This window comes from Shimwellia pseudoproteus (genome assembly GCF_016415625.1).
Taxonomy (GTDB): domain Bacteria; phylum Pseudomonadota; class Gammaproteobacteria; order Enterobacterales; family Enterobacteriaceae; genus Shimwellia; species Shimwellia pseudoproteus.
Genome location: NZ_WBXP01000005.1, coordinates 34121 through 47811, shown reverse-complemented (window position 1 = coordinate 47811; position 13691 = coordinate 34121). Strand labels below are relative to the sequence as shown.

Annotated in this window: 14 protein-coding genes; 3 read left to right on the top strand and 11 right to left on the bottom strand. The window is 56.3% G+C overall.

Annotated elements, in window-relative coordinates:
* The first annotated feature begins 292 nt into the window (after window positions 1-292).
* On the top strand, window positions 293-571 hold the full coding sequence (locus F9C28_RS03820; RefSeq protein ID WP_199013917.1) for a YdgH/BhsA/McbA family protein: 279 nt from the start codon (window positions 293-295) through the stop codon (window positions 569-571).
* Here the strand turns inward: F9C28_RS03820 and yjfP are convergent.
* On the bottom strand, window positions 568-1326 hold the full coding sequence (gene yjfP, locus F9C28_RS03815) for an esterase (protein WP_199013916.1): 759 nt from the start codon (window positions 1324-1326) through the stop codon (window positions 568-570). The genes F9C28_RS03820 and yjfP overlap by 4 nt on opposite strands.
* 214 nt (window positions 1327-1540) lie before the next feature.
* Here yjfP and bsmA point away from each other — a divergent pair, with 214 nt between their 5' ends.
* The gene (gene bsmA / locus F9C28_RS03810) at window positions 1541-1846 is read left to right on the top strand and encodes a biofilm peroxide resistance protein BsmA (RefSeq protein ID WP_233148897.1); all 306 of its coding nucleotides are present in this window, start codon (window positions 1541-1543) and stop codon (window positions 1844-1846) included.
* Window positions 1847-1963: 117 nt separating this feature from the next.
* Window positions 1964-2239, top strand: coding sequence for a YdgH/BhsA/McbA family protein (locus F9C28_RS03805; protein ID WP_199013914.1), 276 nt, complete (start codon window positions 1964-1966; stop codon window positions 2237-2239).
* 42 nt (window positions 2240-2281) lie between these two features.
* On the opposite strand, the gene F9C28_RS03800 is transcribed toward F9C28_RS03805, so the two are convergent.
* From F9C28_RS03800 to hfq, 10 genes are all read right to left on the bottom strand, one after another.
* Window positions 2282-3916, bottom strand: coding sequence for an isovaleryl-CoA dehydrogenase (locus F9C28_RS03800; protein WP_199013913.1), 1635 nt, complete (start codon window positions 3914-3916; stop codon window positions 2282-2284).
* 103 nt (window positions 3917-4019) lie between these two features.
* Complete coding sequence (gene rlmB / locus F9C28_RS03795; RefSeq protein WP_199013912.1) at window positions 4020-4754, bottom strand: 23S rRNA (guanosine(2251)-2'-O)-methyltransferase RlmB; 735 nt, start codon at window positions 4752-4754, stop codon at window positions 4020-4022.
* Window positions 4755-4826: 72 nt separating this feature from the next.
* A complete protein-coding gene (gene rnr / locus F9C28_RS03790) occupies window positions 4827-7283 on the bottom strand; it encodes a ribonuclease R (RefSeq protein WP_199013911.1) in 2457 nt (818 codons plus the stop codon).
* A 38-nt stretch (window positions 7284-7321) separates the two neighbouring features.
* Window positions 7322-7747, bottom strand: a complete 426-nt coding sequence (nsrR, locus tag F9C28_RS03785; RefSeq protein WP_199013910.1) for a nitric oxide-sensing transcriptional repressor NsrR — start codon at window positions 7745-7747, stop codon at window positions 7322-7324.
* A gap of 210 nt (window positions 7748-7957) precedes the next feature.
* Window positions 7958-9256: an adenylosuccinate synthase gene (locus F9C28_RS03780; protein WP_199013909.1), complete on the bottom strand. Its 1299-nt coding sequence runs from the start codon at window positions 9254-9256 to the stop codon at window positions 7958-7960.
* Between the two features lie 101 nt (window positions 9257-9357).
* Window positions 9358-9555, bottom strand: a complete 198-nt coding sequence (locus F9C28_RS03775; RefSeq protein ID WP_199013908.1) for a DUF2065 domain-containing protein — start codon at window positions 9553-9555, stop codon at window positions 9358-9360.
* A gap of 80 nt (window positions 9556-9635) precedes the next feature.
* The gene (hflC, locus tag F9C28_RS03770; protein WP_199013907.1) at window positions 9636-10640 is read right to left on the bottom strand and encodes a protease modulator HflC; all 1005 of its coding nucleotides are present in this window, start codon (window positions 10638-10640) and stop codon (window positions 9636-9638) included.
* 2 nt (window positions 10641-10642) lie between these two features.
* On the bottom strand, window positions 10643-11890 hold the full coding sequence (gene hflK, locus F9C28_RS03765) for an FtsH protease activity modulator HflK (protein ID WP_199013906.1): 1248 nt from the start codon (window positions 11888-11890) through the stop codon (window positions 10643-10645).
* A gap of 74 nt (window positions 11891-11964) precedes the next feature.
* Window positions 11965-13245 carry a ribosome rescue GTPase HflX gene (hflX, locus tag F9C28_RS03760; RefSeq protein ID WP_199013905.1) on the bottom strand — a complete coding sequence of 427 codons (1281 nt, stop codon included), beginning with the start codon at window positions 13243-13245 and terminating at the stop codon, window positions 11965-11967.
* 75 nt (window positions 13246-13320) lie between these two features.
* Window positions 13321-13632, bottom strand: coding sequence for an RNA chaperone Hfq (gene hfq / locus F9C28_RS03755; protein WP_199013904.1), 312 nt, complete (start codon window positions 13630-13632; stop codon window positions 13321-13323).
* Window positions 13633-13691: the final 59 nt, after the last annotated feature.

Here is a 13691-nt window from a genome sequence, read left to right as displayed (position 1 = left end):
CATAGCCCCCCGGGAACTCAAGGAAACATTCAGGTAAAACGCACATTTACCGGGACTATTATGGAAACCCGTTAGTTATTGAGGCGTTAGCGCCACAGCATGAATTTATTTGAACGAGAGCATCAATGTTGCTCACTTTTCATTCAATAATAACGGACTAAACTACTAATACAGGGATTAAGCGCCACCAGGAGCGCCCTGTAAGCGCAGCCCACAACTCGCAGTATGTTAAGCAGTCCTGCAGTAGACCCACACCGGTGTGACCTGGCCCCCGACGGGTAAGGAGTCAACCATGAAAATCATCACCATCGCTCTCACCACCACGCTGTTTTTGCTTTCGGCCAGCGCCAGTGCCGCGATCAAAGTCTCGGGAAGCCAGGCCAAAAATATGGATGACGTCCAGAGCCTCGGCGTTATCTATATCAATCACAATTTTGCCACCGAAGACGACGCCAACAGCGCGCTGGATGCGCAAGCAGACACCAACGGTGCCCGCTTCTACAGCCCGATCCTGATGCGAGAACCGGGCAGCAATGGCAATATTCACGCCAGTGCAGAGCTGTTCCGCTAAGCCCCGGGCAGGTGCTGGGCGAAAAACCTGACGGTGGCTTCCAGCGCCTCCGGTGTCACCCGGTGGCGCACACCGGCCTGCCACTGGCAGGTCAGTAGCGCGGCTCCCCCCTGTTCGAGTAACTGGTGCTGCAAACGCAGCGAATCCGCCGCGGGCACCACATCATCATCCAGCCCATGCCATAAAAACAGCGGGCGATCGCTTAGGGTGCGGAGGTTTACGCTCGCCTCATAATCCGCCAGCGGCGCCATAATCTGCCCGAATGTCGCCTCCGCCTCCCGGCTGGTAAGGGGCAATGGCGGAAATAGCGTTCTGGCTAACGGCGCATAAAACCCGGACCCCATCAGGCTGGCGGCACAAGCCACTTCAGGATGCCGGGCCATGATCCCCAGGGCCGTCATCCCCCCCATTGACGCCCCACCCACCCCCAGCGCCCCCGGCAAGACCTGGCCGGTTGCCAGGATAGCGTCACGCAGACGCGGATACTCCACCAGGTTCTGGTACAGAATGTGCCAAAAATGGGTCAAACGCCCGGTGTTGTCGCCATAATAGCGATCGCCGTGTTCTGCTGCATCCGGCATGATAACGCGAATACCCGCCATAGCCAGCGCCACTGCACAGTAGCTATACACTGTTTTTGACGAGCTAAATCCATGATAAAACACCACCGTCGGTAGTGGGGTGGTCCGCATGCCCGCCGGGCAGGCATGCAGTACGGCAGTATCAGCATAATGCTCGGTAAAGACTTCGATCATATCGTCCTCTGGGGCTTTCTGTTCAGCTGTTCACTATGATCCTCACAGCGCATTCCGGCAAGTGCTGAACCGGTTAATGTCAGGATGAGACGTTGATTACGCTTTTCGTATGATCAGAGTGAAAAAGCACGTCAAAGTTAACAGTTTCAGAACATTAAGCTAACATACATTCTGACCACATATACAATATGGTTAACAGGAAATGGGTGCACGAATGAAAAGATGGGTGCCGATGGCTGTCGCAGTAATACTGACTACCGGCTGTAGTGTGTTGCAGGTAACCCCCACACCACCGCCGCCAGTGGCCAGTTATCCGCAAGAAATACAGCGCGCCCAGACCAGCGGCTTACAGCGCCTGGGGAGTGTATCTGCCATGGTGAGAGGTTCACCGATGGACGGCGAGGCGGCAATCAAAGCGAAAGCGGCCCGCGCCGGGGCAGATTACTACATGATCATCATGAACGATGACACCACCCTCCCCGGCCAATGGTACATTCAGGCTATCTTGTACCGCCGCTAGTCCCACCGCCCCTATCATGGTGTGCCATTTCCTGTCGCGTTAGCCCGGCTGCTCTGCTGCCGGGTGAGGGTGCAGGACCCCCTGTCTGAGACAGGGCACGATGAAATGGAGCCACTCATGAAACGATCCTTTGCTTTGACATCCTTACTGCTCTCTGCCGGACTGATTAACACCACGGCGCAGTCGGCGGAAAATGTCTGCGCCGATCAGGTCACCGGGTTCAACGAGATTGGCGTATTTTCGCTGCACGGGCTCAGCGGTAGCCCGCAGGATATTGAGCGTATTGTTGCTCTCACTGCCGATGAGCAAGGTGCCAGCTTCTACCGCATTATTCAGTTAGAGGAAAGCAGCAGTGCCGATGACTGGAGCGTGCAGGCGATTTTTTACGCCTGACCCCGCCCTACAGGGGCGATAGCGGTTATCGCCCCTGCCCCGCTACACCACACCGCCGGTGGCCCGGCGTAATACCTCCCCGGTGACGTTAGCAGACAGCTGCACGGGCCCGCGCGGATCAAGCATCATCCGGCACCAGGCATCTGCCAGCAGCGGGGGCAGATACTGCAATACCTGGCAAGCGCAACCCAGCAACATTAAGCGCTGCGTCAGATCCCGGGCTTCAGCCTCTTGCGGCCTCCCCAGCCGTTGCTTTACTTGCCGCCAGGTACGATCAAAATGACGGTTCTGGCCTTTAACCGCCTCAAACTCCTGCTGGAGCAGCGCGTTTATCGCCGGGTTTCTGGCCAGCACCCGCAGCACATCAAGGCACATAATATTGCCAGAGCCCTCCCAGATACTGTTGACCGGCATCTCCCGGTACAGCCTGGGCAGCTCGCTATCCTCGCAGTAACCGATACCGCCTAATACTTCCATGGCTTCGGCCACAAACGGGATACCGGCCTTGCAGATCCCGAACTTTGCCGCCGGGGTGAATAAACGGCCCCACAGCGCTTCTGCGGGGTTCTGGCGTTGATCCCATGCCCTGGCAAGGCGGAACAGGAATGCGGTCTGCCCTTCCAGTTGCAGGGTCATTCTGCCCAGTACCTGGTGCATCAGGGGCTGGTCAATAAGCATTTTGCCGAAGACCTGGCGCTGATGGGCATGATACAGCGCCACCGACAGCGCCCGGCGCATCAGGCCGTGACTCCCCAGCGCGCAGTCAAACCGGGTCAAACCGCCCATTTTCAGGATATGCCGCACCCCGTCGCCCTCTTCCCCCATCAGCCAGGCGCTGGCACCGCAAAACTCCACTTCACTGCTGGCGTTGGAACGGTTACCCAGTTTGTCTTTCAGGCGCATCAGGTGCACCTGATTACGGCTGCCGTCTGGTAGAAAGCGCGGCAGAAAAAAGCACGACAGCCCGCCAGCGGCCTGGGCCAGCACCAGATGAGCATCACTCTGGGGCACGGAGAAAAACCACTTGTGGCCGGTCAGCAGGTAGTGCTCTCCCGGCCCTCTGGCGGCGGCAGGTTCAGCCCGGGTGGTGTTGCTGAGTACGTCGGAGCCCCCCTGTTTTTCCGTCATCCCCATGCCGATCAGCAGGCCGCGCTTCTCATGGCCAACGCCGAACCGCGGATCATAGCGATCGCTCAGCAGGCGCGGTAGCCAGCCCTGGAAGGGAGCAGGCAGCATCTGTTGCAGTAAGGGGATAGCGGCGTGGGTCATGGTCACCGGGCACAGTGTGCCCGCCTCAACCTGGGCATGAAGAATAAACCGCGCCGCCCGGGCGACCATATCGCCACTGCGGGCGTCCTCCTGCCAGGGCAAGTTATGTACCCGGCTGGCGCACAGCCCCTGCATCAGCAGATGCCAGGCCGGGTGGAAGCGCACATCGTCCAGCCGTGCGCCCCGGGGATCGAAACTCAGCAGCTCCGGTGGCCGGAGATTGGCCAGCCGCCCCAGTTCCAGGGATTCCGCAGAGCCAAGCTGGCTGCCGATACTGGCCAGCAGTTCACAGTCCCAGCCGGCGCCTTCCCGCACCACCGCCTCACGCAGGGCGCAATCGGATAAAAAAAGGTTGCTGTTACTCAGGGGCTGCGGCTGGTTAAAAACGGTATGTGTTTGCCAGGCCATGGCGTCCCTCCCGTTATCACACTCGGTTAAGTATGGACATTTCCGGGGGGTCTGCACGGGGCAGTGCGGGGAAACGGGGCGCAGATCGCGCCCCGTGGGGGAATTACAGGCTGCGCTGGCGCACCGCTTCGAACAGGCAAATCCCGGTAGCCACCGAGACGTTCAGGGAGGAGACGCTCCCTGCCATTGGGATGCTGATTAGCTCATCGCAATGTTCCCGGGTCAGGCGGCGCATCCCTTCCCCTTCAGCGCCCATCACCAGAGCCAGCGGCCCGGTCAGTTTGCTCTGGTGTAGGGTGTGGTCCGCTTCACCGGCGGTGCCGACGATCCAGACATTCGCTTCCTGAAGCAGGCGCATGGTGCGGGCCAGGTTAGTGACCCGGATCAGCGGCACCGTTTCCGCAGCGCCACAGGCCACTTTTTTCGCCGTGGCATTGAGCTGGGCGGAGCGATCTTTCGGCACGATCACCGCATGTACCCCGGCGGCGTCCGCACTGCGCAGGCAGGCACCGAGGTTATGGGGGTCCGTCACGCCATCAAGGATCAGCAAAAACGGGCGTTCAAGGCCATCCAGCAGATCCGGTAAGTCATTTTCCTGGTACTGACGGCCAGGTTTCACCCGGGCGATAATCCCCTGGTGAACGGCACCTTCGGATTTTTCATCCAGCCACTGGCGGTTAGCCAGCTGGATAACAATCCCCTGCGCTTCCAGTGCGTGGATCAGCGGCATCAGCCGTTTATCTTCACGCCCTTTGAGCATAAATACTTCCTGAAAGCGTTCCGGAGCGCGCTCCAGCAGGGCCTGCACCGCATGGATGCCGTAAATCATTTCACTCATGAAAAATACTCGTTGTGTCCCGCCTGATGGGGCAGCAATGCGCCCCGGTTATCAGGCGGGAAGTTTACCCGATCAGTCGGCTTTTTTCTTCGCTGCGCGTTTGGCTTTCGTGGCCGCAGCGATTTTCTGGGTTTTGGCGGACGGTTTGGCTTTTTTGCCTGGCTTCGCGCTGGCTTTATCGCCCTCTTTTTTGCCGCCGGTTTTTTTACCGCGAAAGGCGCTGTCTGGCTCGAAGTTAACCCGTTTGCCCGCATTGCGGCGACGTGAAGGTTTATCGCTACCGCCGGTGGCCTTTTTGGCTTTGTCTTTGGCCGTCTTACCGGCCCCGCGCACCACGCGCTGGCTGGAGATCAGCGAGAAGTCGATTTTACGCTCGTCCATGTTGACGGCTTCAACCCGCACTTCCACTTTATCCCCCAGACGATACGTCTGGCCGCCGGACTCGCCAATCAGGCGCTGGCCCACCTGGTCAAAGCGGTAGTAGTCGTTATCCAGGGAAGAGACATGTACCAGCCCGTCGATAAACAGATCATCCAGCCGGACAAAGAAACCAAAGCCAGTCACGCTGGCGATAACCCCGTTAAAGACCTGGCCTACCTGATCCTGCATAAAGTCGCACTTCAGCCAGTCCGCAACATCGCGGGTGGCCTCGTCGGCGCGGCGCTCAGTCATTGAGCAATGGGCGCCCAGTTGCAGCATCTCTTCGGTGTTGTAGTGCCAGCCGCCGGTGGCGGTGCCTTTATCGCCCGGGTGTTCACCATTGGCCAGCGCCAGCAGGTATTTGATAGCCCGGTGTAATAACAGGTCAGGATAACGGCGGATCGGCGAGGTAAAGTGCGCGTAAGAGCTGAGCGATAACCCAAAGTGGCCGCGGTTTTCCGGGTCATAAATCGCCTGTTTCATGGAGCGCAGCAGCATGGTTTGCAGCATCTCGTGATCGGGGCGATCGGCAATGGAGTTCAGCAATTCGCCATAATCTTTCGGCTCCGGCTTACTGCCGCCGGGCAGTTCCAGCCCCAGCTCTGCCAGTACCGAACGGAACGCGGTGATAGCCTCGTTAGACGGCCGGTCGTGAATACGGAACAACGATGGCTCTTTGTGTTTTTCGACAAAGCGCGCCGCTGACACGTTGGCGAGGATCATGCACTCTTCGATCAGCTTATGGGCGTCGTTACGCTCGGTTTTCTCAATGCGCTCAATACGGCGCTCAGCGTTGAAGATAAATTTGGCTTCTTCGCTTTCAAAGGAGATCCCGCCGCGTTCGGCGCGGGCCTGGTCGAGGACTTTGTACAGGGTGTGCAGCTCTTCCAGGTGCGGCACCAGCGGACGGTACTGCTCGCGCAGCTCCTGATCCCCTTGCAGAATATGCCACACCTTGGTGTAGGTCAGCCGGGCATGGGAGCTCATCACCGCTTCATAGAATTTGTAGGAAGACAGGTTGCCGCGGGCGGAGATGGTCATCTCACATACCATGCACAGTCGGTCTACCTGTGGGTTCAGGGAGCACAGGCCGTTAGACAACACTTCCGGCAGCATCGGTACCACCTGGGACGGGAAGTACACTGAGGTGCCGCGGTTGCGGGCCTCTTTGTCCAGCGGGGTCCAGGGGCGCACGTAGTAGCTGACATCAGCAATGGCCACCCACAGGCGCCAGCCGCCGCCGCGTTTCTTCTGGCAGTAAACCGCATCATCAAAGTCACGGGCGTCTTCGCCATCAATGGTGACCAGCGGCAGATCCCGCAAGTCCACCCGGCCGGCTTTGGCTTCTTCCGGCACCTGCTCTTTCAGGGTGGCGACTTGTTCTTCTACCGGCTTCGGCCAGACATAGGGGATCTCATGGGTGCGCAGGGCCATGTCCACGGCCATGCCGGTGCCCATATTGTCACCCAGCACTTCAACAATTTTCCCGACGGCTTTGGTGCGGCGGGTTGGGCGCTGGGTCAGCTCCACCACCACCACAAATCCCATACGGGCACCGCGGATCTCTTCCGGCGGAATTAAAATATCAAAGCTCAGGCGGCTGTCGTCCGGCACCACAAAACCAACACCGGCATCGGTAAAGTACCGGCCAACAATCTGGCTGGTTTTCGGTACCAGTACCCGCACCACGCGGGCTTCACTGCGGCCTTTACGGTCGGCACCCAGCGGCTGGGCGAGCACCACATCACCGTGGATACAGGTTTTCATCTGCTCGGAAGACAGATACAGATCGTCTTTACGGCCTTCGACACGCAGGAAGCCGTAGCCATCCCGGTGACCAATGACCGTGCCTTTTAGCAGGTCGAGTTTCTCCGGCAGGGCATAGCACTGGCGGCGGGTGAAGACCAGCTGGCCGTCGCGCTCCATGGCGCGCAGGCGGCGGCGCAGCGCCTCAAGCTGTTCTTCATCGGTAATATTCAGCGTCTGGGCAATTTCTTCCCGCTTCGCGGGTTTGTCGCGCTTAGCAAGCAAGTCGAGAATAAATTCCCGGCTGGGGATCGGGTTAGCGTATTTTTCTGCTTCGCGTTCCTGGAAAGGGTCTTGTGACATAGCGGTTCCTCCGTTGTCATCATCTGGCGGCAATGTCGTCATTCCACCAGCAATAATTTGTAGAGCGGCGGGTTCTCATTAACGAGTTCCGCCAGCGTGTAGTTATCCAGCTCCGCCAGGAAGCTGTTTACCGCACGTGCAAGGGCTTGTTTTAAGCGGCAGGCCGGGGTGATATGGCAAAACTCACTGCTGCAATTCACCAGGGTTAGCGGTTCCAGTTCACGGACCACATCACCAACCCGGATATCGCTGGCCGGTTTTCCCAGACGGATACCGCCGTTTTTTCCCCGTACCGCCGCTACATACCCTGCCCGGCTCAACTGGTTGATGATCTTCACCATATGGTTACGGGACACGCCATAGACCTCGGTGACTTCCGAGATACTGGTCATCTTCCCTTCGGGAAGGGATGCCATATAAATCAGGGCACGCAGGCCATAATCCGTAAAACTTGTTAACTGCACATCAACCTCGTGTCGCAGAAAAAACCACACCCTTTGCTAAAGTGCTTAGCTGGCGTAAAAACCACGGAAGTGCGTAGTCCCCGGCAGAAAACGCCAGTATAGATAATATTGATGATAAACCAGCCCTGTATCAGGCCGCTAATTTATTTGGGGAAAGAAGAAAGGAAAGCGCGGGATGCTAAAAGGGCGGGATAACCCCGCCCTGGATAATTATGCGTCGAACGGGTCGCTCAGAATCATCGTTTCAGTACGGTCCGGACCGGTTGAAATAATATCAATCGGTACACCGGTCAGTTCTTCGATACGTTTCACGTAATCCAGTGCCGCCTGCGGCAAGCCGCTGCGTTCTTTCACACCAAAGGTGGATTCAGACCAGCCCGGCATGGTTTCGTAAATCGGCTCGATACCTTCCCAGTCGTCCGCCGCCAGCGGTGTGGTGGTCACTTCACGGCCATCCGGCATACGGTAAGCGACACACAATTTCACTTCTTTCAGGCCGTCCAGAACGTCCAGCTTCGTCAGGCAGAAGCCAGACAGGGAGTTGATCTGTACAGCGCGGCGTACCGCCACGGTATCCAGCCAGCCAGTACGGCGGCGGCGACCGGTAGTAGCACCGTATTCGTTACCCTGTTTGCACAGGTATTCACCGGTTTCATCAAACAGCTCGGTCGGGAATGGACCCGCACCCACACGCGTAGAGTACGCTTTGATGATACCCAGTACATAATCCACATAACGCGGGCCCAGGCCAGAGCCGGTCGCCACGCCACCGGCAGTGGTGTTAGAAGAGGTTACGTACGGATAAGTACCGTGGTCGATATCCAGCAGTGTCCCCTGGGCGCCTTCAAACATGATGAAATCACCACGTTTACGGGCCTGATCCAGCAGATCGGACACATCAACCACCATGCTGGTCAGCAAGTCGGCAACCGCCATCACGTCATCAAGGACTTTCTGGTAGTCAACGGCGTCAACCTTGTAGTAATTCACCAGCTGGAAGTTGTGATATTCCATCACGTCTTTCAGTTTGGCTGCGAAGGTGTCTTTGTCGAACAGATCGCCCACGCGCAGGCCGCGGCGAGCAACTTTATCTTCGTAAGCCGGACCAATGCCGCGACCGGTAGTCCCGATAGCTTTGGCGCCACGTGCTTTTTCGCGGGCGTTATCCAGCGCGACGTGGTAATCCAGAATCAGCGGACAGGCTTCAGATAACAGCAGTCGTTCACGAACGGGAACACCACGGTCTTCCAGCGCTTTCATTTCTTTCAGCAGTGCTGCAGGGGAAAGCACCACACCGTTGCCGATGATGCTGGTGACATTTTCACGCAGAATACCTGATGGAATAAGATGAAGAACGGTTTTTTCACCGTTAATGACGAGAGTGTGACCGGCGTTGTGACCACCCTGGTAGCGCACAACATATTTTGCCCGTTCGGTAAGAAGATCGACGATCTTCCCTTTGCCTTCGTCACCCCATTGGGTGCCGAGTACGACGACGTTGTTACCCATTTTCAAAATCACCGTTTGCTTAAAAATGGATTCTACCAGAGGTTAATAAAATGGTCAGCACTTAATATATACAAAATCGCGTTGTTTTGGCTGTTTTTTGCTCAGTTAATCGTTTTCGTCAACATGTAGTAGATCACAAAGCCAGCAACCACAAGTCCGCCGCCAAAGCGACGTAACAGGATGTCAGGCACTTGTGACATTGTTAACACCATCCGCCGCCACAGCCGGGGAGCCAGCATCGGGCCAAGCCCCTCAATAATCAAAACCAGGGCCACCGACAGCCAAATTGATGCATGCATGTTGTTTTCTCTAGAAAAATAACCAATAAAAAAAGAGCCGGCATTCACCGGCTCTTATAAATAATTAACCTGCTACTAGTTTAGCGCGAACTGCTGGTCGGCGTCTTCATATAACGGAAGAAGTCGCTATCCGGGCTCAGTACCATAACATCCTGATTAGACTGGAAGCTCTTCTCATAGGCACGCATACTGCGGATAAAGGCATAGAAGTCCGGATCCTGGCTGAATGCATCGGCAAACAGCTTCGCGGCTTCCGCATCACCTTCACCGCGGTCGATACGGGCAGCACGCTCGGCTTCCGCCAGAGTACGGGTCACTTCGTAGTCCGCACCGGCACGCAGCTTCTCAGCCTCTTCCTGGCCCTGAGAACGATGACGACGGGCAACGGCTTCACGCTCGGCACGCATACGGCTGAAGATAGCTTCAGACACTTCGGTTGGCAGGTTGATCTGCTTGATACGCACATCCACCACTTCAATACCCAGTGCCGCCATACTGTTCGGGTTCACCACCGGCACTTTACCGTTAGTTTCTTGGGTCACGCGGGCGGCAGCAGAAGCAATCGCATCATCCGCCGCCGGGGTTGCCACTTCATCATCCGTGCCAGCGGTACCGGAGTTCAGGGCATCGCGCACTTCCAGGGTCAGACGACCGCGGGAGTCAGTCACGATATCTTTCACATCCAGGCGGCCAATTTCAGAACGCAGACGGTCACTGAACTTACGTTTCAGCAGCACTTCGGCCTGAGACACATCGCCACCGCCGGTTGCCAGGTAGTAGCGGCTGAAATCACTGATACGCCATTTAATGTAGGAATCGACGATCAGGTCTTTCTTCTCTTTGGTAACAAAGCGGTCCGCCTGGTTATCCATGGTCTGAATACGGGCATCCAGCGTTTTCACCGATTCGATAAACGGAATTTTGAAATGCAGGCCCGGTGCGAAGACCAGCGGCTTGTTTTCATCATCACGCACCACTTTACCGAAACGCAGCGTAATACCACGCTCACCCTCTTTAACCACAAAGACGGAGGTATACAGCACCACCAGTACAACGATGATGGCAGCAATAATCGACTTACGCATGGTTATTCTCCTCCCCGACGCAGAGCATTAGCCCGACGCTGATCCATAATGTCGCCACTACTCACTGATGAGGAAGAGGACGTTGATGCACTATCCTGGCCAGATGGGGCTGGCGGCAGGCGCAGCAGATTTCCCGCAGCAGAACTATTGCTCTTTACCGCAGGCTGGCTTCCCCCTTTTAGCATCTGATCCAGCGGCAGTACCGTCAGGTTGCCACCTTTATCGTTGTTAATAAGTACTTTGCGGGTATGGCTCAGCACTTTTTCCATGGTTTCGATATACAGACGCTCGCGGGTAATCTGCGGTGCGGCTTTGTATTCAGGCAGCAGCTTGGCAAAACGCGCCACTTCACCCTGCGCTTCGAGGACGGTCTGGGTTTTATACGCCCGGGCCTCTTCTAAAATACGCTGCGCCTGGCCGTTAGCCCGCGGCTGTACTTCGTTAGAATAGGCTTCCGCCTCACGAATGTACTGCTGTTCATTTTCACGGGCCGCGATAGCATCATCAAAGGCCGCTTTCACTTCCTCTGGCGGACGCGCCGTCTGGAAGTTGACGTCCAGCAGGGTTATCCCCATTTTGTACGGGCGGATAGTTTCTTCCAGCTCACGCTGGGTATCGCTACGCACCACGGTACGGCCTTCGGTAAGAATTTTGTCCATGGTGTATTTACCGATTACGCCGCGCAGGGCGCTATCGGTAGCCTGACGCAGACTGTCGTCCGCGCTGGTCACACTGAACAGGTATTTTTCCGGATCGGTAACCCGGTACTGGACGTTCATTTCTACCCGCACCACGTTTTCGTCGGAGGTCAGCATCACGCCGGATGCCGCCAGCTCGCGTACCGATTCAACGTTAACCGCGGTGACGTCATCAATAAACGTCGGTTTCCAGTTCAGGCCGGGCTCAACCAGATGGCTGAACTTACCAAAGCGGGTCACCACACCGCGCTCGGCTTCTTTAATGGTATAGAAACCACTACCGGCCCAAATAATGACGACTGCCGCCGCCACTATCCCGACTACGCGCCCGCCTAATGGGCCACGCGGCGCCTGGCCTGTACCACCGGTTCCTGTGCCTTTCCCCCCGCCCAGCGCACCAAGCTTTTTGCTCAGTTTGCGGAAGATATCATCCAGATCAGGTGGCCCCTGATCACGACCTCCTTTGTTCCCCCCAGAGTTGCCGCCTTGGTTATTGCTGCTTCCCCACGGGTCGCGGTCCTGTCCGTTATTACCGGGCTGATTCCACGCCATGTATATGCTCCATATTAGTTGTGCGGTGATATCCCCCGAGGGGGAAAAGTCTTCAGACCATCGCCATTCACTGATCAGACAATATAATCCACCAGCTCTGGCTCTTGTTTACAAAGGCGACGCCAGTCAACAATAGGCATACGAATTTGTAGGCCAATGCTACCGTCCTCCTCCATCCACTCTTTTTCTATCGCCTGAAGCTGATAAAACCGGCTCCGTAACCGCCCTGCCTGTGGGGGTAAGCACAACGAATGTTGCGCCAGTTCCCCAGACAAACGTTCCGTCAGAGCCTGGAAAAGCAGTGGAATACCTTCACCTGTCTGGGCGGAAAGCCAGACACGTACCGGTACATTTTCATCATCGCGATCGATACGCGGGACAAACCCGTCCAGAGCATCAATCTTGTTCATCACGTGCAGGGTCGGGATCTCGTGCGCATCGATCTCTTCCAGCACCTCATCGACTGCGGCAATATTTTCCTGAATCCGCGCGTCGGCAGCGTCAATCACATGTAATAACAGTGTCGCCTGACGCGTTTCCTGTAAGGTGGCTTTAAACGCCGCCACAAGATCATGAGGTAACTGGCGAATGAACCCAACGGTATCGGCAAGCACGGATTCGCCCACGTCGGCAATATCAATACGCCGCAGGGTGGGGTCCAGGGTAGCAAACAACCGATCCGCAGCGTACACCTGCGCTTCAGTGATGCGGTTAAACAGGGTGGATTTTCCGGCGTTGGTATAGCCCACCAGAGAAATAGTCGGGATATCTGCTTTCGTCCGTGACCGGCGTCCCTGTTCACGTTGTTTTTCAACGCGCTCCAGGCGGGAAAGGATTTGGCTGATTCTGCCACGTAGTAAGCGGCGGTCCGTTTCCAATTGGGTTTCCCCCGGGCCGCGTAAACCGATCCCCCCTTTCTGGCGCTCAAGGTGAGTCCACCCGCGTACTAAGCGGGTCGCCAGATGGCGCAACTGCGCCAGCTCAACTTGCAGCTTCCCCTCATGGGTGCGGGCACGCTGAGCAAAAATATCTAAAATAAGTCCAGTGCGGTCAATAACCCGACACTGGCAAACCTGCTCGAGATTACGTTCCTGAGCCGGGCTTAACGCATGGTCAAATAACACGACCGACGCACCAGTGGCTTTAACAGCATCGGCAATTTCAATTGCCTTGCCTTCCCCGACAAAATACTTGGGGTGCGGTGCTTTTCGGGTACCGGTAATCACCTGCATTGCGTCGACACCGGCGGAAGAAACCAGAGATTCAAATTCGTGAATATCTTCCAAATCTTTGTCTTGCGTAAAATAGATGTGTACCAGTACCGCCTGCTCACCGGCTTCATAACGGTCAAACAAGCGTAAACCCTCCAAAAAGATCAGCGGGGAACACAGATGAACTGGTTCCCCGACATGGAAAAACAGCCATCAACCTTATTCGGCGTCTTCGTTTTCCTGCTGTGCGCTACCTGCGCCAGCCTGCGCATTACCACTGTGGTGATAATTGCTGGTGCCTGTTCCGGGATTATTACTGTGATGAGAAACCGGACGGGACGGCACGACGGTAGAGATCGCGTGTTTGTAAACCATCTGACTAACGGTGTTTTTTAACAGGATCACAAACTGATCAAAAGATTCAATCTGGCCTTGCAGCTTAATACCATTCACCAAATAAATAGAAACCGGAACACGCTCCCGACGCAATGCGTTCAGGAACGGATCTTGTAAAGATTGCCCCTTAGCCATTCTATCTTTTCCTTATATGCTTGTTGTTTGTACTCAAGGGCCAATGGCCCTGAAAAACT